Here is a 21,298-nt window from a genome sequence, read left to right as displayed (position 1 = left end):
TTCAAGTCTGTCCTTCTCCCCGGTTGGAGAGGCACAGTTTTACGTAGTAAAACCTCTTAGAGGTTGTTTTCAAAGTATTATTGCTAACAGCAAAAGCTCGGAAACCTAACCCCCCAAGCAAGCCTTACCTACAAGTTAATCGGGGTTTCAAAACCTTTCTCAGTTTTGGGGAGAGGAATGGAAGCGGGGTTTTTTAGTATACTTTAAGACTTTTCAAACATCCTCTAAGAGGTCTTTTGATTCAGCTAATTAAACGGACACTATATGATCTTAGGACTTACGCATAAGAGATCCCCCAACCCCCTTAAAAAGTTGGCTCTTTTAGATCCCCCCCTTTTTAAGGGGGGTTAGGGGGGAGTGCGCTTCGCGCACGCTACGCGAACGAGTTTTCAGGTTTTGAGTGCGTAAGTCCTGGATCTCTCGAATTCACGTTAAACAAGAGTCTTTCTTCTGGGAAAACAACACGTTCAAAGTAGCAATTTGGAATATTTGTAATCTGATTTGTAATCTGAACGATTTCAATATTACGAGTGTTATTGACGTAAAAACGCTTGAATTTGGTTGATATAGTCGATAGGCAAACTATTTAATAATTGAGTCATAACGGCGCATTATACAATCAATCTGTTGCTGAGAATTAGTTTGACATACTATTGTCAAAGATCATGTTTTAATTACGTATAAATTGTATAAGTTGCACCTAAAACATTCAAAAGTTATAGATGATATTTGACATCTTTACTTAAAAAGATACAAAATATATTTGATTTATTCTACTAAAACAGAAAGTATCAACTATGAATTGAGGAATCTAAAGCATGACTGCAACCTTCATGAAGCTGCCTAAGTTTCGCAATACCCAATGGGTGAGGTTTGTTGGTGGAGAAGGGATTGTACGAAGTTACACACCTGAATCTGGCACATGGACGTATCTCATTGAGATGGCATTAGAGCTAGAGCCTGACTTTGGCAGAGTTGGTGCAGAAACGATGATATTTCTTAGCGAGGCAGATGTGCATACCATATAAACAGGTCTTTAACAAGGTTGCAGTCTAGTATTTCTCTCATCCGCTAGCTGACTACAGGATTGATTTAAATACAAACACTCAAGCATTTGGGTATTAATCACACCAGTCAATTAGCGGTTTTAACTGTCAGGACACTTATCAATGTATTTGTTAATAGGTTGTCTATTGACTGTTTCTTTCATTCATAGCGGGTGGCGGATCACCTGTTGCCCGCTTTCACGCAACAAAGCCATTGAGCAAAGCCCCGCGTATGATAATTTCCTGCCGTTCTTGCAGTTATGAGTTGCTCCACATCTTGGACATTGTATAGCGATGTCTACGACTGGCTACGCCTACGCTGGAATTCATACTTCAATTATGCAACGCCCCTTTAGCAGTTTATCTAAGTAACTTTGGTTTCGCTACAGTCATGAGTTAGCATCTGGATTCTCTGTACCCGTGTTGCTTGGCTTGTTGCTGGGTGTAACTCCCGCAGTGCTGCTATGGTTGAAAAGCTCGTCTACACCCGGACAAGTTCCCATTCAACCACCAACAAAATAAATCTCTGTAGCTAGTGTCAAAGTTGCAGTGAAATGAAAGGGCAGGGCCCCCCGCCTGATCACAATCCCTGCCATTCTCGCTCGGAGAGTTCTTTGATCGGCAATAACAAACTGGCTTCAATCTCCTGCCGTACAACACCTGTTAGCTCACAGTTGCTATTGAGGCAATCGATAAGCAACTGATTTGCATCGTAATATTGTTGCAATACTTGCTGTTGCTGTGGGCTGAAGTCCCAGTGATGCTGAATGTTTCGATGCTTGGCGATCATGCTCTTTAACCGTTCCATCCAGACAGGGTAACTTCTTTGCCACCATGTCTGAAACCTTTCTCTACTTTGTTGTGGATCAGGCAGTATGTCTTTAAGTTGTTGTAAAGCTTGATGTAAGCCAGCATCTTGAACAATCGCTAAAGCAATACTCAGAGCATGGTTGCAGGCTAGGGCATCAGCAAAATTAGATTTGCAATCAATAGTGCATTCCATTACTAGGTTATCTAATGCCGCATCCAAAAAAATACCTTGATCAAGGATGCAGGCAAGGGCAAAGTCCGGTGTCAGGTGAGGAGTCTTAGCTAGGGCAAGATAAAACGCGCGAATTGCAGCAGGCTGGGGGGGAGGGGCAAGGGACTTTTGGCTTGCCCAAGTTAAAAATCTTTGCAAATATGGATCTTGAGCCACTAGCGCATCAATTTTTTGCTTCATCAACTGCACCAGGAAATCTGCACTCCGCAGCATAGCTACCGTTAACAAAAAGATTTCACGCCACCTGGGTTCAGTAATATGACTCACCAGACGTTCTAACGGTTGTTCTAATGCTTGTAAATTATGATTGGCGACGATTTGTCGAGCAGTCAGGTATTCTTGAAACGTTAAACAAGAGAAGGAGAAAATCCCCCGCACTCGTTCTGCTAGTAATCCATGTTGCAACTCTATTGCCTGAAGTACACTTTCACTATCTAATTGTAATTCCTCTGGCTCCGTCGAAGCATTCGGCAAATCACCGATATAGTCGCCAATGTATTGCTCAACAATATGTTGTTCAAAAAAGTAATTACCCTGCTCAAATGTTGTGCTAGCAACCTGACTCAGCAACTTCAGCTTTTGTGGTAATAAAAAACCTTGGTACACTTCATCCCGCTCAATTCCTTTAGTTTCGTCCCATTTGCTAAGTAGGAGGTCTAAACATTGCTTATAAAACGCAGCTTTTTGGGTTGGGAATTTGTTTTGGTGATGAAAAACCCAGCAGGCAAGATGCAAAAACAAGGGGGTGACGGCAAGCCTACGAAATTGTAAGTTTTCAGGTAAATCTAGTTTCTCAATAAACTCAACTGCCTGTTCGTGTTCATCCTGGATGTTGGTTTTTGTGAGTGTTGTAAACCACTTCTGAGCAAAAGCAACAATTTGGTCTTGACTAAAAGGGGCAATTTCAACATCTGTAAAACGTCTGAGGTTGAAAGCTTTAGCCGCCGTGCGGCAGGTTACGACAAATATATTCTTTTGATACTTTTCAGAGAGTCTACGAATCTCATTAACGACACCCATGCTCTGTTGATGGAGTACTTCATCTAATCCATCCAGCAACAGCAACACTCTGCCCTCCAACAACAAAGTTTCAAGCACAGATGGATTTGAAATGCCACAGGTGAGGAATTCCTTGCAAATATAGTTGAGTAAATGGAACTCTCCTACTTGTTTAGATTCGTCGGCAAAATCCCTTAAGGTGACAAAAATGGGAACCCGATTAGCTGCAAATCTACCTCGGTTGCATTGAATCGCCAGATGTTGTAAAAAGGTGGTTTTTCCTGCTCCCGGTTTACCCAACACCCGCAGCTTTGAGTAAGTTTCAACTGCGGTGATCCCGGCGATTTGTGTCTGGGATACTTCACCTAAACCAAAGCGATCAAATTCTTTTGGCGTGAAGTTTTGCAAGTCAGTAAACTCTAACCACTGAAGGCTCGCAATCTCCTCCAAAATATTGAGATCGATGTAAATGTCGTCGATTTTAACGGGGCGATTAACATCTAATAACTGCAAAGTGCCGCACTGGTCTTGAATTTTGTCAAAGCGTTGCGATCGCACTTGTTGTACTAGAGCATCAATATCTAAAAATTCAGCAGAACCAAGTTCTTTTGATTCAGGGAATTCTTCTGGAGGATTAGCAGCAATCTCCCGCCAATTTAACGACAACACAGAACAAATTTCTACAAAGATGTGACGCTCAACCGGACGCCCACTAAAAAACCGCCAAATTGGTTGGCGAGTCTTTAAGTTGACTTCAAAAGCCAAATTTTCTTGTGTCCACCCCTTATGAGCGAACGCTTTTTTCGCTTGTTCAAGCCCGGCGACTGATCCTTGGAGCGATCGCTTAACCATAGGCGCTTACACACATCAAATAAGAATTATTTAATTTGACATTATTGCAACATATAATTTCGGAACTACTTAGAAACTAACTGAGCTATTTTTAAATGCTAATCATTTATTTAAAGCATTTTCAGCCAATATCCTGTCATTGCATTTTTTATTTAAAATCTCAGCAACTCAAGTATGTTTTATCACTTTAGATTGGCTATCAAAGAAAGTTTTTGTATATTATTTAGTATTTCTAGTGGTACGGCAAGTCTAAACTTTATGTACGATTGAGTGATCGTAATTATTGTACCACTTCTGTACGCTTGAGTAGACTTATGTATAAAGTTAGTTTATTATAATTAATGTTTAAATAACTGAGCTCAAGCTTGTGATTTAGAGGTTTCCCTGCCGACATCAGGTTTAGCCTTTTAAGCGAAACGCTTATATATGGGTAATTTTGCCAGTTTTGCCCAAATTTTTTGTAGGCTCTTATTTTGGCAAAGGTATTGATTATAAAAACTTTATTGTTTGTGTACACAGCTACAACTGATACGAAGCCGTCAATGCTACCGCCAAAGCATCCGCAGCATCATCAGGCTTAGGAATTTCATCTAAATCCAACTCCCGCGCCACCGCCTCTTGCACATCTAACTTATCAGCATTGCCATACCCTGTTAAAGCTTGCTTAATTTGAGCAGGAGTAAACTCTACGTAGGGAAGACGACGCTGGCCTAACACCAAAATGAGTACACCCCGTGCCTGTGCAACCAGAATTGTACTTGACATCCGATAGAAGAATAGTTTCTCGATCGCAACCAAATCCGGTTTAAATTCCTCCATCACGGTGTGTAAATCATCAAACAAGGTACATAAGCGCTGTCCCATTTCTACATCCGCCGACGTTTTTATTACCCCAAAATCCAGCATATTTACTGTAGTTTCTTGTAACTTGTTAGGAATTTGTGTGCAGGTAATTACCCCAAATCCTAAAATTGCCAGTCCTGGATCTAATCCTAAAATTCGTTTTTCCATTAAATTCACTTTTACCAAGCCAGGGTATTGTTTAACTAGGAATACTGGCAATTTTGACCACTTGCTCTTAGTCTAATGGGATAGACAAATATAATAGTTTCACGCCTGGTGTTTTAAACCAAGTGGTGTACATTTTCTGTAAATTGTTGTTTGTAGCACTGCTCCAAATCAGGTATGTCAATTGGTTTTCTCAGACAAGCCCTCAACGCCCTGCAAAAGCAGTCGCGTTCTCGTACTTCCTATCGGGTTAACCAGTGGTTCAAATGGTTATCCCCTGGACTATCAGTAAAACGTTGGTTGTTGATCAGTACTGGGGGTGTACTGCTGGCGAGTTTGGGGTTAGCTATCTGGATTAAGCTGACCCCAATTTTTTGGATGATTGAATTATTTAGGGGTTTCCTGGGAGTAATCACCAACATTTTACCCAACTATATTAGTGGGCCTTTGGTGCTGCTTGGCGGCTTGCTGTTAGTGCTTTGGGGGCAAACTCGCACTGTCGGCTCAATTACTAAAGTGCTAAGAGCAGAAGGTGGAGAGGAACTGATCGATGTCTTGCTGGCACATCATCGATTGTACCGAGGCCCGAAAATAGTGGTAATTGGTGGTGGTACTGGACTTTCTACGTTGTTGAGGGGACTGAAAACCTACAGCGCTAATATTACTGCCATTGTCACTGTCGCCGATGATGGTGGATCTTCTGGGCGGTTGCGTCAAGAATTTGGAGTGCTACCACCAGGGGATATTCGCAATTGTTTGGCTGCACTAGCAGATGAAGAAAAGTTATTAACAGAATTGTTTCAATACCGTTTTCGGGCTGGAGATGGGTTAACGGGTCACAGTTTTGGTAATTTGTTTTTAACGGCAATGAGTGATATTACTGGAGATTTAGAACAAGCAGTTGCAGCGAGTTCCAAAGTGCTAGCGGTACGGGGACAAGTACTACCAGCAACTCTCAGTGATGTTCGCCTCTGGGCAGAATTAGCCGATGGTCGCCGCATTGATGGGGAGTCTAGCATTCCCAAGGCTGGCGGTAAAATTGTCAAAATTGGCTGCATTCCAGCTAATCCTCCAGCAGTACCAGCAGCTATTAAGGCACTTAAAGAAGCTGATTACATTATTATTGGCCCAGGTAGCCTTTATACAAGCCTGATTCCTAATTTATTAGTACCAGAAATTGCCGATGCGATCGCTCAAACAGATGCCCCCCGTATTTATATCTGCAATATAATGACTCAACCAGGAGAAACTGAAGGCTACACTGTTGCCGACCACATCAGAGCAATTGATGCTGCTTGTGGGGAAAGACGGCTATTCGATGCTGTACTAATTCACAAAAAATCCCCCTCAGAGCAATCACTCATCCGCTACGCCCAACAAAACTCCCATCCGGTTTTCCTGGACAGAGAAGCCGTAACTCAGCTAGGGCGAAGGATTGTTCCAGCTAATGTTTTGTATGAAGATGAAACCGGTTTTGTCCGTCACAATCCGCAGAAACTAGCACGAGTGTTATTGCGGTGGTACGGTAGAGGTCAGCCCCTTCGGGGAATTCAAAATTCAAAATTCAAAATTCAAAATTAAGGAAAATGAAAATTAGTCATTAGTCTAGTTAGGAGTGCGAAACTAAATTTCCAAAAAATAAGGATACGGATTTAAGATGTTTCCAGGAACTAAAACCTTGGTTTTTAGGCTTTATAGAATGAGCCTTCTGAGTTTCGCACTCCTGACTAGTCTAAACAAAGGACTAATGACTAATGACTAATGACTAATGACTAATTATGAAAATTTTTCTTGCAGATACAGAGGCGACGCTACGCTTAGGTATTACTCTCGGTGAATCCCTAACTCCTGGGAGTGTAATTTTACTAGAAGGTGATTTAGGTGCTGGTAAAACTACCCTAGTTCAAGGTATTGGCAAGGGTTTGGGAATCGCTGAACCTATTGTCAGTCCCACTTTCACCCTGATTAATGAGTACACAAAAGGACGCCTCCCCCTTTACCACCTAGATTTATATCGCTTAGAACCACAAGAAGTTGCAGCCCTAAATTTAGAAAGTTACTGGGAAGGTGTTGAAGTCATACCAGGAATTGTGGCAGTTGAATGGGCAAAACGATTGCCCTACAAGCCAGATAGCTATCTAAGTGTGAGCTTGACTTATGGAAATGAAGGCACTCGTCAAGTCGAACTCATTCCATTCAATTGTGCCATTAGCGAAGTCATTGCCGCATTTTAAGCTTATTTCCCGACTTAAGTACGAGAAATTTCACTTTTTTAAGCACATACAACACGAGAAAATTTCTGCAAACAGTCGAGGGAGAACTCCACACTCGTTCTATCTGCCACTACCACGCTCACCACTGTAAATCACTAACATTGTTATCTCAACCCAAAATAAATGAAAAAGTTTTGTAACAGCAGCTTTATTGCTGCAATAATCAGTTAAAAAACTGATTTAGATGGAGTATAAGTGAAGAAAATGTAAACTGTTGTTGGGTTAAATAAGAGTTTTCACAGAACTTAGTCAGCTTGGTTTTACCCGATTGTTTCTCTACTGTCATTAAGAGAACAAATCTGGATTATTTAGCAGCCAAAGCTAGTAGAAAAAAGTTAAACAACATCAAGCAAGTTCTGTAGAAGTTGTCTAACTTTTCCTTATCCTCAATATACCCAAATTAAAGTCATAATATATACACAAAAATACTGAATTATCAAATGTTTGAAAATTAATTTAAATAATTTTAAATAGCAATAAATTCTTCTAAGTAGGACAGCGTAAAGAATTAAAGGTTTGTAGAGAGCGCTACCCTACGGGAACGCTTCGCGAACAGCCCTCTCTGCGAGACGCTACACGTAGCAAGATCCCCAAAGGGGTACACTACAAACTAATTTCAATATTTGTTACATTAGTTAATATAAAACTCATATTTGATTGCGTGAAAAAAACTCAGTACACCTTTATTCCTTCTTCCCAGTCCCAAGTATTGAGTCTCTACGAGTAATTCACCGAATAAAATCGCATTGCTATATAGTTTAAATTATTCTCACCGAAGAGGCTCTTGAGCATTATCTTGCTGTCTTGCGGGGAGAAAGATACTGGAATTACCCTGCCACAAGGGTTAGAGAGCAACAAAATTTATTTATGCCCAAAAGTAAAAGTATTTATTTCGAGATGTGTAACACGAGAAATAATACGTCCAAACTTTCAGCAGCCCTAAATTCATGTATGGGGATTCCACCCCCTGCCCCTTTTCCTCTTTTTGACCGACTTACTTATTCACATCTGTCATTAATACTGATATTAATAAAATTAAATAAAACATCTCGTATTTATACATAATTATTGTATAAATACGAGATGTTTTATCCTCTATTAGTTGACATTAATATGCCTACGTGAATACACTAGTTATCTTTAATGAAAGAGGCGATCGCCTCTTTTATCGGAGAACCAGAGTCGTCTCTGGTATAGTACGTAAGACCTTTATCAATGAAAGCAGAAGTAGTATCTATTAACTGCTGAATAATCTCCGAATTAGCGTTATCTATTTCTTCACTAACTTTTTGCTCTGTAAATCGGTTTTTTCGATCTTCTGGAGCTAATATAATGCGAGGATCTTTATAAGTCTCTTGTGGCTTGGGTTTGAATTTCTCATTTAAGTCAAACTGAAGCCGTAAGTAACGTTTAGAATCGTATCCACCCATGATTTGCCGACAAATAGTACTATCAATCTCAGATGTAGGCTCCATAAAGATATTAGTAATATTTTTTACCCAGTCTAAGCCTCTCCATTTGCTTATTTGCTTATATTGATATGGTTCGCCAGTTTGACCTGTGCCAATAGAAAGGATAGAAATATCTTCCATTCGCAGATTATCAAGTTTATATTTTTGCTTGATTGTTGAAGAGACTGAAGACTGAGAAGACTGACTGATCCTCATAACTAGACTCAAAGCTGCAAGAGAGGGGTTATTAGCAGAAACTCCTCCATCAATGTGTGGGAATTCCCAATCACCAAATTTTTCTTTATCTACAGGTTGTAATTTATATGCTGGAAAAAAAGTGGGAGCTGAGGCAGAAGCGGTACAAATCTCCCATAAATAACAATCATCGTACCATCTATCTCCTATATCGGGATGACAATTTGTAAAAAAGGTTGTATTACGATATAGCGTATCGTAAGCAAGAATCAAGAGAATGGGTTTTTCAATATCCTTTATTTTTGTGGATTTATATGCATCTTTGAGGACGCTAGTAATTCCATCATGAGAATATTTAGGTGTTGAAAATACATTAAGAATTGATTGGATGATGGACGGCAAGTTTTTATAGCGCTCTTTTCTCTCCAATGGGAATATATTTTTACCTCTATCCTTATACAGTTTAATGAGTTCATCAGTCTTCTTTCCTACAGCAATCCCTCCTGCTAATATTGAACCGGTAGATGTGCCAGAAATCAGATCAAAGTATTCGTGTAAAAAGTTTCCTTTACCCTGATTTATAATTTCTTGTTCTACTTGTTGAAGTATTCGTGCTGCAACGACTCCACGAATACCGCCACCGTCTAAAGCTAAAATTTTGAAGGACATAGTAAAACTCTATGATTTCTAGGTTATGTTTCTGGGCATAGTTTCTGAGGACAAGCATTATGAAATGAATCGCAATATTTTCATTAGCTTGTTTACTCTTATCCGGCTGGAAGATACCTAAATTTTTTTACGAACCGCCAACGCGTAGCGTCTCGTTACAGAAGGACGCCAAGCAGGGTAAAGAAGAATAAATAGGTAATCTGGTAGGGGAAGGGAGTAGTTATTGAGATTTGACTTGAAACACTTATAAATAAATTCAGGGTTTTAAGTTGCAATTTCTGATACAGCGACAAGTCAATACCCTTTGGTTAAAAAGGTAAGGGAAAAAAACAAGGATTTTCGCCTTTTAGTTTTAACCAAACTGCATTGGTCTAGTCTTAACTCTGGATAGATGAAAATCTTGCCAGTTTAAGTATGGCTTTGATGTATAATTCATTGTCTACTACGTAAGCTTAAATAAATATTTGCTACAAGAAAGTTAAAGCTTGACCCCGCACTTGCGTATTTACCTGGCCTTTGTCATAAACTATCTCACCGCCGACAATGGTGGTTATAGCCCAGCCGGTGAGGTTCCAGCCTTCAAAGGGACTCCAACGGCATTTGGTTAACAGTTCTTCGCGCCGGACTGGACGGTATGTGTTTAAATCTACAAGCACTAAATCGGCATCATAACCAGGCGCGATCGCTCCTTTATTGGGAATACCATAAGCCGCAGCTACATTTTTTGACATCCAGTTAACAACTTGGGCAATAGTACACTTTCCCTCCATAGCCGCAGTTAACATCAAAGCTAGGGAAGTTTCCACCCCAGGCATTCCCGAAGGGCTATTGGGGTATTCTTGAGCTTTTTCTTCTAAGGTGTGCGGCGCGTGATCTGTAGCGATGAAATCAATCACGCCATCGCGCAAAGCTTGCCAGAGAACTTCGTTATCGTGCGGCGATCGCAAAGGTGGATTCATCTGTGCCAAAGTGCCAATCTTCTCATAAGCACTGGTATTCAACAGCAAATGCTGTGGTGTCACTTCTGCTGTTACCCAACTAGGTTTCTCCTGACGCAGCAAATCTGCTTCTTCGGCAGTTGACATGTGCAGAATATGCAGACGACGTTGATATTTTTGAGAAAGTTTTAATGCCAGTTGGGTTGCAAGCATTGCGGCTTGATTATCTTGAATTTGCGAGTGAACGGCTGGATCGTGGATGTTGGCAAATTCTTGGCGGCGTTGGTTGATTCTAGTTTGGTCTTCAGCATGAACGGCAATCAAGCGATCGCCTTTAGCAAATATCGCAGAGAGTGCCGTTTCGCCATCAACTAGCAACTGTCCATGCATCGACCCCATGAAAATCTTAATTCCCGGTGTTGGCTTTGCTAAGAGCAAATCTGGTAGATTCTCTGCTGTTGCCCCAATAAAAAAGCCATGATTAACCAAAGACTTTTGTGAGGCACGTTGTAGCTTGTCGTCTAAAGCCTGCTGTGTCGTTGTCAGGGGGCGCGTATTGGGCATTTCTAAAAAAGAAGTGACTCCCCCTTTAGCACAGGCGCAACTGGCGGTGAATAAATCTTCCTTGTGTTCTAGTCCAGGTTCTCGGAAATGCACCTGCGGATCAATGACTCCTGGCAACAAAGTTAACCCATCTGCGTCAATTTCAGTGGCTAGCGGCGTTTGGGAGATTTCTGGGGCAACTTCGACTATTTGGCGATCGCGGGTCAATACATCCCCAATCATTAGTTCACCATTGGGTAGAATTATGCGAGCGCGGCGAATCAGTAAAATTTGTGGAGATGACATAGGGTTAATTTTGTTCAGACAGCGAGCTATGTATTACAGAGAACTATGCTTTTAGGTTAAACTTATTCGCGATCGGAGTAACCAATTTTTGCCCCACGTTAAAAAAAAGTTTATTTTTAATTTATGAACAACCCCGTCAATCAATTTTGGATTTTAGGTCGCACCTTTGGTGCGCTTCCAGCGCAACTGGGATTTTGGATTGATTGTAGCCTAGAAGGGATGCGGCTTGGGTATTTTATATTGGTTTCGCCCACCAAAGGCGAGTCATAACCCACAACAAACACCCCAATCCAAAATCTAAAATCCACAATCTAAAATTGGTAGTGAAGATGGGAGCATGACTAGGAAATTAAAATTTTTCCGTTAAGATTAACAGATCAAGTCTCACTAGGCGAGTTAATTACCTACATCTTTCCTTCAGTTAAGTAATTTCATGCAAAATAAAGTGTCTGATAACAACTCTAGTCAACAACCCGATAATTCTTGGATCGCAGAGCTAGGTAGAACAATTGTATTGAGCGTTGTTCTAGCTCTGGGAATTCGTACCTTTGTTGCTGAAGCACGCTGGATTCCTTCTGGATCGATGGAACCCACTCTGCATGGTACGCCAAACCAGTGGGAGGCAGATAAAATCATTGTCGATAAGTTGAAGTATAAATTTGCTGACCCGCAACGGGGAGATATTGTAGTATTTTCACCGACAAAAGAGCTACAAAAAGAACAATACCAAGATGCTTTTATTAAACGTGTAATTGGCTTACCTGGAGAAAAAGTACAACTTAAGGATGGCAAAGTCTATATCAATAACAAACCCCTCCCAGAAGCCAATTACCTCAGTTCTGGTCAGACTACAGTCATTGATGTTTGCCAATCAGGGCCACAGCCACCTTTTTTGGCGAAACTCCAGACTATACCAACCGGTTCATATTTAGTACTAGGTGATAATCGTAACAATAGTTACGATGGTCGCTGCTGGGGTGTTGTCCCGCGCGAGAATATTATTGGACGGGCTGTAGTTCGCTTCTGGCCTCTAAATCATGTTGGAGGAATAGATAAATCGCCAATATATCCATAAGTGAACTACTCATAGTTGCCTACGGCTGAACTATGAGCTTCCGTAATCATGGGGGAGTGCCCAAACTTAGACTTTCGCCCAAGTTTGGGACTTACCATCCACAAGAGAAGCCAGTAAGGAAACAAGTTGCCCTGCAAAGCCTCCATTAGGCATTCCCAGTCAAAAACTGGCAACGAGACAACGAGACAATCTCTAAAAGCTGCTTTTAGACTGGCTTTCACGTTAAGTTGACACCAAGGGGCAATGCCATGCCCCTACCAGCGTATTTGTATCATTATTAAAGTGAAATATAGGACTCATATTTGATTGCGTGAAAAAAACTCAGTACACCTTTATTCCTTCTTCCCAGTAAAGAGTCTCTACGAGTAATTCAGGAATCAAATCAGATTGCTATAGTATTACGTTTCGCTTACTAATCTTTACTTTGCTCAGACTTTTGGCAAAATCTAAAATCCAAAATTGCTATGGTGCCTTACTTAGCCAAGATTTTACTGTATCCAGTTAAGTCACTGGATGGTGTTGAAGTTGAGAACGCTAGAGTTCTTGCCAGTGGGGCACTACAGCATGACCGCGAGTTTGCCATTTTTGACAAACAGGATAGATTTGTCAATGGCAAGCGTCATGCTAAAATCAATTTACTAAGGGCACAATTTGCACTCTTAAATAGAACTATCTCGTTGCACATCCCAGGCGGCGACTCACAAGAAATTTTTCATCTGGATCAGGAACGGCAAGCATTAGAAGCAACTTTGAGTGATTTTTTTGAGTTTGCTGTCACATTAAGGCAAAACTCTCTGATGGGTTTTCCTGACGATACACACTCACCTGGTCCAACGGTAATTAGTACAGCAACATTGGTAGAAGTAGCTTCTTGGTTTCCCGGTTTAAGTGTGGATGAAATGCGCCGTCGGATGCGTGCCAACATTGAGATTGATGGTGTACCAGCATTTTGGGAAGATCGGCTATTTAGTGAACAAGGTGATTTAGTCTCCTTTCGAGTGGGAAATGTAGATTTTTTTGGAGTTAATCCATGTCAGCGTTGTATAGTCCCAACACGCGATTCTTACTTAGGAAAACCTTACCCAAACTTTCAAAAAATCTTTGCAACCCAGCGACAAGCAACTCTGCCAAATTGGGTTGCTTCATCGCCTTTTAATCACTTTTACAGATTGAGTGTCAATACCCAATTACTCCCATCCTCAGCCGGAAAAATTTTACAAATCGGCGATGATTTTGACATATTTCCATAATAAAATTAACATTTGTTTAAAATAAAAAGTATTAAGTAAATTGTTGTAGATTTTTTTTATTTTTACTCTGTATTTGGATGAAAATTTGAAAATTGTTGTACTAATTTTTGTACGAGTCCAAAGGTTTTGAGACCGGAAAATCAAGACATCGGCATTAAAAATTAAATTTAGGATTGGGTGCTAATGACAACCTGAATTTTAGAATGCCATACTGTAGCTTATCGGTTAAATTTCAATTCATCCGAGAAAATCTGACAAAACTGAGTAAATTCAGGTGCGATGTCTACGACGGGCTATGACGAGCGAACCCAAGAGCGTGCCGTAGGCAAGATTCGCTATCGGCATCGCAAAGTCTGAAAATTAGGTGTTGCAGGAATTTAGCCAGTCAGAGAAGTAAAAAATAAAATTTTCGTAATTTTTTATACTAAAACATCTAAAAAAATGTCATAGTCAATGCATAACACGCCGTGATTATCCTGATATTAAGTGTAGCTGATATGGCAAAAATATCCCTAAAATATGCTGGGGAAGAATTAAACAACAATGTTATCCAAACTTCAGCCCATCAAATCTATTAATCGCTTAGTTGGCATTTATGCCAATATGCCCCTGAGGTATGTTCTGATTGTGCCCTTTATATTGCAAATTTGTGGCGCGGTGGGACTTGTGGGCTATCTTTCGTATCAAAACGGCCAAAAAGCGGTAACGGAGCTTGCTACTCAATTAGAAAATGAAATCTGCGATCGCATTGAACAGCATCTTGATAACTATTTAACAAGCCCGAAGCAAATCAATCAAATCAACTTAGATGCGATTGAGCTAGGTTTGCTCAACCTTTCGGATTTTAAAACCACCGGCAATTACTTTTGGAAACAAATGCAGGTTTTCAATGTTGGCTACAACAGCTTTGCCAATCCTAAAGGTGAATTTATCGGTGTTGAACGTCTAGATAATGGCAAGCTTTTAATTAATGAAGTTAGCGAAAAGCATGGCATCGGCAAACTTTATGTTTACCCTACAAACTTGAAAGGAAATCGCCGCCAGCTTCAGCAAGTTAAAAATTACGATCCTCGCTTAGAAGCTTGGTATGCAGATCCAGTCAAGTTAGGCAAACGAGTTTGGAGTCAAATTTATCAATGGGAAGATAAACCAGAAATTTTATCCATATCTTCCAGCTATCCTGTTTACGATAAAAATCGCAAATTTATTGGGGTGATTAGTGTTGATTTGCTCTTATCACAAATCGGCAAGTTTTTAGCCAATTTAAAGATTAAAGAGTCGGGTAAAACTTTTATTTTAGAGCGTTCTGGGTTAATAGTAGCTTCTTCTACTAGCGATCCACCATATACCGTCATTAATGGTAAAGGAAAACGTCTATCAGCATTAGATAGTCAAAATTCTTTAATTAGACTCACAACACAGTCTTTGATCAAACGCTTTGGCAGTCTTAAGTTTGTTGGAGAGAAGCAACAGCTAAGTTTTACCGCCGATGGAATGCGTTATTTTGTGCAGGTAAAAAACTGGAAGGATGAACTGGGTTTAGATTGGCTAATTGTGGCGGTGATTCCCGAAGGCGAATTTATGGAGCAAATTAACGCCAACACCCGCATCACTATTTTGCTGTGCATAGTTGCTTTTTTAGTCGCTACAAGAATTGGGATTTTGACTGCTCGTTGGGTAATTAAGCCAATTTTACAATTAAACACATCAGCGAAGAAAATTGCTCAAGGTGAATGGGAGCAAATACCAGAAATTCAGCGTTCTGATGAATTGGGGGAACTAGCCAAGTCATTTGAAACTATGGCAAAGCAACTCCAAGTATCGTTCAATACTTTGTCAGCAAAGAATGCTCAGATGCAAGTCTTAAATGAGGCGCTATCTCACAGTCAGAGTCGGCTAACTCAATTTTTAGAAGCCATGCCGATAGGTGTATTTATTATAGATGCTGAAGGTGAACCTTATTACACAAATAAAATTGGGCAGCAAATTCTAGGTCAAGGAGCGATGTCTAACGACAAGCCCTTCTCTACGAGAGGCTGCGCCAACGGGTTCGGGGGGTCGCAATCGACGGGAACCGCCAAGACTGCGACCCCCTCACCGCTACGCGTCTACGCAAAAGTTAGCGCCGAACAATTGTCAGAGGTATATCAAGCTTACCTTGCCGGGACAGATCAACTTTACCCCAGCGATCGCCTGCCGATTTTGAGAGCATTGCTTGGGGAAAGCACTAGGATTGATGATATGGAAATTCGTCATTTTGACAAGATTATTCCCATTGAAGTTTTGGGAAAGCCAATTTATGATGAATCAGGAAATCTTACTTTTGCGATCGCTACATTTTTTGATATTACCCAACGCAAACAAGCAGAAAACTTATTAGCAGAATACAATCGCACCTTAGAGGTTCAAGTAAAAAAACGGACTGAAGAGTTCCAGCAAGCGATCGAACAACTGCAAATTACCCAACAAGAACTAATTCAATCGCAAAAAATTGCCGCACAGGAACAACAAGCAGCCGTTCGTGAAGCGGCGCGAAGCACCGCAGCTAACCTCGCCAAAAGCGAATTCCTTGCTAACATGAGCCACGAACTGCGTACCCCACTCAATGCCATTCTCGGTTTTACCCAAGTTATGAGTCGAGATTATTCGCTATCTGGCGAACATCAAGAAAACTTGGCAATTATTAATCGTGCTGGCGAACATCTACTCAACTTAATTAACGACATTCTAGAAATGTCCAAAATCGAAGCTGGCAGAATCACATTAAATAAGAGCAGCTTTGACTTAATTCATGTATTGAAGAAGTTAGAAGAGATGCAACACGCAAGTGCTGCATCTAAAAATTTAGAACTAGTGTTTGAATATGCACAAAATATTCCAAAGTACATAGAAACGGACGAAAATAAACTGTGTCAAGTCTTGCTCAACCTCTTGGGAAATGCCATTAAATTTACTAATACTGGGAGGGTGACACTACGGGTGAGACTGGGGGCTGGGGACACTTCGACAAGCTCAGTGCATCGCTGGGGACACTTCGACAAGCTCAGTGCATCGCTGGGGACTGGAGAGAGTGAGGAAAGAGGGAATTTTTCGTTTTCCCCCTTACCTCATGCTTCCTACCCATCTGCTTTTTCAGCCCAATCCCCAATCCCTAATACTTCGGCTTCGCTCAGTACAAGTCCCCAATCCCTAATCTTCGAGGTGCAAGACACTGGCTGCGGTATTGCCCCACAAGAAATTGACTTGTTGTTTGAAGCTTTTGAACAAACCGAAATCGGCAGAAAATCCCAACAAGGAACGGGACTGGGTTTGGCGATTAGCCGGAAATACGTGCAACTGATGGGAGGAGATATTACTGTCAACAGTATACCTGGTGTCGGTAGTAGATTTGCCTTTGATATTCAGATTGCTCTAGGTTGCCCCAGAGAAATCCCGACAAACCAAATTAAATCCCAAATTCTAGCTTTAGCACCTAATGAGAAAGCATACCGTATCTTAGTAGTTGACGACTCCAAAGAAAGCCGGTTGTTGCTAGTTAAAATTCTCACATCTGTTGGCTTTGAAGTTATGGAAGCTACAGATGGTAGTGAAGCAGTTGCTAATTGGGAATCTTGGCAACCACACTTGATTTTTATGGATATGCGAATGCCGGTCATGAACGGTTACGAAGCGACAAGAATAATTAAAGCTAAACAAAGAGGGTATGGGGCAGCCAATGCGTTGCGGAAGTTCCCAAATTCGGAACAGTTGCTGTCGTCAAAGAGCCAGTACCTTGCGTCCGGGTTCCCCGATTCCGGCGAGTGCGAAGTTCTCAAAGTTGCCCTGTTCAAAAGCCAGCTAGGTGCAGCGTCTCTCACACCAGTTGCTTCTGGTGTCATGGGAAATGATGCCAATGGTGCCGCAAAGCGATCGCCAACAGCCCTGGCTGCCCCTTGTGACTTCTGTGGGGCAGGGCAGAGTTGCTCCAATACACACACGAACACGATCATTATTGCCCTAACTGCTAGCGCCTTTGAAGAAGAACGCCAGAAAATTTTATCCATTGGCTGTGATGATTTTATTCGCAAGCCATTTATACAAGAAGTATTATTGGAAAAACTGAGCCAACATCTAGGTGTAAAGTATACCAACGAAGTAGAAACCACAAACACAACAGCTGTCGATCAACCTACACAGATATTTATTAGTGTTTCCGAACTCCTGAGCCGTTTATCACAAATGTCACCTGAGTGGCTCCAACAGATTTACTATGCCGCAGCTAGCTGTAGCGATGAACTGATTTTAGAGTTACTCAAGCAAATTCCATCAGATAATAGTCAAGTTTTCAAAGTTATCAGGGATTTAGCGAATAACTACCAGTTTGAGAAAATCATGGAATTGACTAAAACATACGTAGAATGAATTACGAGCATTTAGACCCTAAGAAAAAAGATATTTTGATCATTGACGATATGGCGGATAACCTCCGGGTTTTATCCTCCATATTGACAAGGGAAGGGTATAACGTTCGTAAAGCCTTGAACTGGCAAATGGCACTGACCGCAACTCAAACAGTATTACCGGATTTGATTCTACTTGATATTATGATGCCAGAAGTAGATGGCTATGAAATTTGTCAGACCTTTAAAGCTTGGGAGCTAACAGCCGATATTCCGGTGATTTTTATTAGCGCTTTAGATGATGTTTTTGACAAAGTTAAAGCCTTTAGGGTAGGTGGTGTAGACTACATCACCAAACCTTTTGAGTTTCAAGAAGTTTTGGTGCGCGTGCAAAATCAACTGGCCTTGAGGTCGGCGCGATTAGAAATATTGAAGCTAAATGTCGAATTGGAAGATCGGGTAAAACAGCGAACTGGGGAGCTAGAAAAAACTCTCCAAAAGCTCCAAGAAGAAATTAATTCCCGCCAGGAATTGCAAAGTCAACTGTTAGACATAGCGCTGCATGATTCCCTGACTGGATTACCAAACCGAGTTTTGTTTATTAGGCGACTAAAAAATGCTCTAAATCGGGCCAAGGAAGAATCTAGTTATCAGTTTGCTCTGCTTTTTTTGGATTGCGATCGCTTCAAAGTGATCAATGATTCCCTTGGACATCTGGTGGGAGATGAATTGCTGATAGCCATCGCTTATCGCCTGCAAACATGTCTGATACCTATTCATACTCTAGCACGATTGGGCGGTGACGAATTTGGAATTCTCCTAGAAAATATCACAGATATCAATATGGCAATTCAAGTTGCCGAACAGATTCTGCAACAGCTATCACTCGCTTTTAAGCTGTCCAGATATGAAGTATTTATGAATGCCAGTATTGGGATTAGTTGGGGTAATAAAGATTACGATCGCCCAGAATATTTGCTGCGGGATGCTGATACGGCAATGTATCGGGCTAAGGCTCAAGGAAAAGCTAAATATCACGTTTTCAATCCAGCGATGCATCAAGAAGCTATTCAGCTTTTAGAGTTAGAAAATGATCTGCGAAGGGCTGTTGAAAGACAAGAGTTCCTCGTTTACTATCAGCCAATTATTTCCTTGGCTACAGGCAGAATTTCTGGATTTGAAGCCTTGGTACGCTGGCAACATCCGATTCGCGGTCTGGTTTCTCCCATAGAATTTATTCCTGTGGCAGAAGAAACAGGTTTGATTAATGCCATCAATACTTGGGTATTACATTCAGCTTGTCATCAACTGAGCATCTGGCAACATTATCCAGTGACACCAGAACCTCTAACTATGAGTGTCAATTTGAGCGCACGGTTATTTTTACAGCCTAATTTGATAGAGCAAATTGACCGAATAATTTATGAAAATAAAATAAATCCTGCAGATTTGGAATTAGAAATTACAGAAAGTGTAATTATGGAAAATACTAATGCAATTGAAATAATTCTTGAACAACTAAAGCAGCGCCAAATCAAGTTGATTATGGATGATTTTGGTACAGGATATTCCTCTTTGAGTTACCTACACAGCTTTCCTTTTAATGCACTCAAAATTGATAAATCTTTCGTTAAACGGATGCAGGAAAACAAAGAGAATATGGGACTAGTACCCGCAATGATTGGCATTGCCAATTCAATGGGAATGAGTGCGATCGCTGAAGGTGTCGAAACACAAGAACAGCTAGCCCAATTGAGAAGTTTAAACTGTAATTTTGCTCAAGGATATCTCTTTTCTAAACCCATAGAACAACAATTGGTTATTAAGTTACTTGCAGCATCACCTCAATGGTAACTATCAAATAACACCTGGAAAAATTTCATTGTTGACGCTCGGCTAGAGAATCTGGCTCTATTATCTACTATACTGCTGTAAGCGGGCTATCAAGTTCGCAAAGCTCCTAATTGACTAATATAGCAATCCTATTTGAATTGTGAAAATTATCGTAGACGCGTAGCGGCTTGCCGCAGGCTACCGCCAACGCGCAGCGTCTTGCAGAGAAGAAAACAAGGAAAGAAGTTTACGAATCATTTAGGACTGCTATAGCTGTGGTAGCCTGTAAAACTCTCCAAGTACAAGCACTGTGGAAGTTAGACTAGAAATACAAGTATTTCGGTGAAATTGATAAAAAAATTTTTTAGGCTTATCTCAAACAAGCATTTACTATTCTCAATTGTTAGAAACATAATTTTTTATACATAATGCATTTAAATCAAACTAACCATCATAAAAAAAATATTTTGGTGGTCGATGATACCCCAGATAATTTGCGGCTTTTATCGGTGATGTTGACTGCACAAGGTTTTGAAGTTCGCAAAGCCTTAAACGGCAAAATGGCACTGACTGCTTGCCAAATGGTTTTGCCAGATGTGATTTTGCTGGATATCAATATGCCAGATATGGATGGCTATCAAGTTTGTCAACAGCTGAAAGCTGACAAGAAAACTTGTGATGTCCCAGTAATTTTTATTAGCGCCCTGGATGATGTTGTAGATAAGGTAAAAGCCTTTGATGTTGGTGGTGTAGATTATATTACAAAACCTTTTCATGGGGCAGAGGTTGTGTTGCGAATTGAAAATCAGATTAATTTACGTTTGCTTCAAGTTCAACTGCAAGAAAAAAACTTTTTACTCCAACAGGCTATTGACGACTTGAAAGCCTCTCAAGTTAAACAGATTCAGAACGAAAAGATGGTGGCGCTAGGACAGTTAGTGGCTGGGCTTGCTCATGAGATTAATAACCCTATCAGTTTTATTTATGGGAATCTCCAATATGCTGGTCAATATGTGCAAGACTTAATTCATCTGATTGAAACCTATCAACAGGAATATCCCAAAGCCACACCAAAAATTCAGCAAATAGTTAAAGATATAGACCTGAATTTTCTGATTACGGATCTGCAAAACCTGATAGGTGCAATGTATAGAGGATCGGATCGCATTCGGGAAATTGTACTAGCGCTACAACACTTTTCTCGGCATGATGAAGCAGAGATGAAGCCAGTAAATATCGATGAAGACATCGAAAACACTTTGGTGATGTTACAACATAGACTAAACGAAACAGCAGACCGTCCCGCAATTGTTGTAGTGAAAGATTATGGTAACTTGCCCCTAGTCACTTGTTATGCGAGTGAATTAAACCAAGTATTTATGCATCTGTTGAATAATGCTATTGATGCAATAGAAGGGGGAGTGGGGAATGGGGAGTGG

Annotated in this window: 13 protein-coding genes and 1 pseudogene; 9 read left to right on the top strand and 5 right to left on the bottom strand. The window is 40.7% G+C overall.

Annotated features, from left to right (window positions below; genetic code table 11):
• Positions 1-373: 373 nt before the first annotated feature.
• Positions 374-568, bottom strand: a complete 195-nt coding sequence (locus tag ACFFAP_RS14700; RefSeq protein ID WP_375511895.1) for a DUF1830 domain-containing protein — start codon at positions 566-568, stop codon at positions 374-376.
• A gap of 250 nt (positions 569-818) precedes the next feature.
• Here ACFFAP_RS14700 and ACFFAP_RS14695 point away from each other — a divergent pair, with 250 nt between their 5' ends.
• Both ACFFAP_RS14695 and ACFFAP_RS14690 read left to right on the top strand, forming a co-directional pair.
• Positions 819-1,028 carry a hypothetical protein gene (locus ACFFAP_RS14695; RefSeq protein ID WP_375511890.1) on the top strand — a complete coding sequence of 70 codons (210 nt, stop codon included), beginning with the start codon at positions 819-821 and terminating at the stop codon, positions 1,026-1,028.
• Between the two features lie 361 nt (positions 1,029-1,389).
• Positions 1,390-1,568 (top strand): annotated as a pseudogene (locus ACFFAP_RS14690) (carotenoid biosynthesis protein); the annotation flags it as partial.
• Positions 1,569-1,626: 58 nt separating this feature from the next.
• Here the strand turns inward: ACFFAP_RS14690 and ACFFAP_RS14685 are convergent.
• Positions 1,627-3,939, bottom strand: a complete 2,313-nt coding sequence (locus ACFFAP_RS14685; protein ID WP_375511889.1) for an NACHT domain-containing protein — start codon at positions 3,937-3,939, stop codon at positions 1,627-1,629.
• A gap of 519 nt (positions 3,940-4,458) precedes the next feature.
• Complete coding sequence (gene ruvC, locus ACFFAP_RS14680) at positions 4,459-4,950, bottom strand: crossover junction endodeoxyribonuclease RuvC (protein WP_375511888.1); 492 nt, start codon at positions 4,948-4,950, stop codon at positions 4,459-4,461.
• Positions 4,951-5,124: 174 nt separating this feature from the next.
• On the opposite strand from ruvC, the gene yvcK reads away from it, so the two are divergent.
• Together yvcK and tsaE are read left to right on the top strand one after the other, a co-directional pair.
• On the top strand, positions 5,125-6,528 hold the full coding sequence (yvcK, locus tag ACFFAP_RS14675) for a uridine diphosphate-N-acetylglucosamine-binding protein YvcK (protein ID WP_375511887.1): 1,404 nt from the start codon (positions 5,125-5,127) through the stop codon (positions 6,526-6,528).
• A gap of 197 nt (positions 6,529-6,725) precedes the next feature.
• On the top strand, positions 6,726-7,181 hold the full coding sequence (gene tsaE / locus ACFFAP_RS14670; protein WP_375511886.1) for a tRNA (adenosine(37)-N6)-threonylcarbamoyltransferase complex ATPase subunit type 1 TsaE: 456 nt from the start codon (positions 6,726-6,728) through the stop codon (positions 7,179-7,181).
• Between the two features lie 1,169 nt (positions 7,182-8,350).
• On the opposite strand, the gene ACFFAP_RS14665 is transcribed toward tsaE, so the two are convergent.
• Both ACFFAP_RS14665 and ACFFAP_RS14660 read right to left on the bottom strand, forming a co-directional pair.
• A complete protein-coding gene (locus ACFFAP_RS14665) occupies positions 8,351-9,535 on the bottom strand; it encodes a patatin-like phospholipase family protein (protein WP_375511885.1) in 1,185 nt (394 codons plus the stop codon).
• Positions 9,536-10,002: 467 nt separating this feature from the next.
• Positions 10,003-11,322, bottom strand: a complete 1,320-nt coding sequence (locus ACFFAP_RS14660) for a dihydroorotase (RefSeq protein ID WP_375511884.1) — start codon at positions 11,320-11,322, stop codon at positions 10,003-10,005.
• 433 nt (positions 11,323-11,755) lie between these two features.
• Between ACFFAP_RS14660 and lepB the strand changes: the two genes are divergently transcribed.
• From lepB to ACFFAP_RS14635, 5 genes are all read left to right on the top strand, one after another.
• Positions 11,756-12,397 carry a signal peptidase I gene (gene lepB, locus ACFFAP_RS14655; protein ID WP_375511883.1) on the top strand — a complete coding sequence of 214 codons (642 nt, stop codon included), beginning with the start codon at positions 11,756-11,758 and terminating at the stop codon, positions 12,395-12,397.
• Positions 12,398-12,864: 467 nt separating this feature from the next.
• Positions 12,865-13,647, top strand: a complete 783-nt coding sequence (locus tag ACFFAP_RS14650) for an MOSC domain-containing protein (protein ID WP_375511894.1) — start codon at positions 12,865-12,867, stop codon at positions 13,645-13,647.
• A 543-nt stretch (positions 13,648-14,190) separates the two neighbouring features.
• Positions 14,191-18,048 carry an ATP-binding protein gene (locus ACFFAP_RS14645; protein ID WP_375511882.1) on the top strand — a complete coding sequence of 1,286 codons (3,858 nt, stop codon included), beginning with the start codon at positions 14,191-14,193 and terminating at the stop codon, positions 18,046-18,048.
• Complete coding sequence (locus ACFFAP_RS14640) at positions 18,045-19,880, top strand: EAL domain-containing protein (protein ID WP_375511881.1); 1,836 nt, start codon at positions 18,045-18,047, stop codon at positions 19,878-19,880. Before ACFFAP_RS14645 ends, ACFFAP_RS14640 begins: the two co-directional genes overlap by 4 nt.
• A 407-nt stretch (positions 19,881-20,287) precedes the next feature.
• Positions 20,288-21,298 (top strand): response regulator (locus ACFFAP_RS14635; RefSeq protein WP_375511880.1); only part of this gene is annotated, 1,011 nt, incomplete at its 3' end.

Source organism: uncultured Nostoc sp., from assembly GCF_964245575.1.
In the GTDB taxonomy this organism is placed as follows: Bacteria; Cyanobacteriota; Cyanobacteriia; order Cyanobacteriales; family Nostocaceae; genus Nostoc.
Note: the sequence above shows the minus strand (reverse complement) of the source record. Positions and strands in the feature narration are given on the sequence as shown.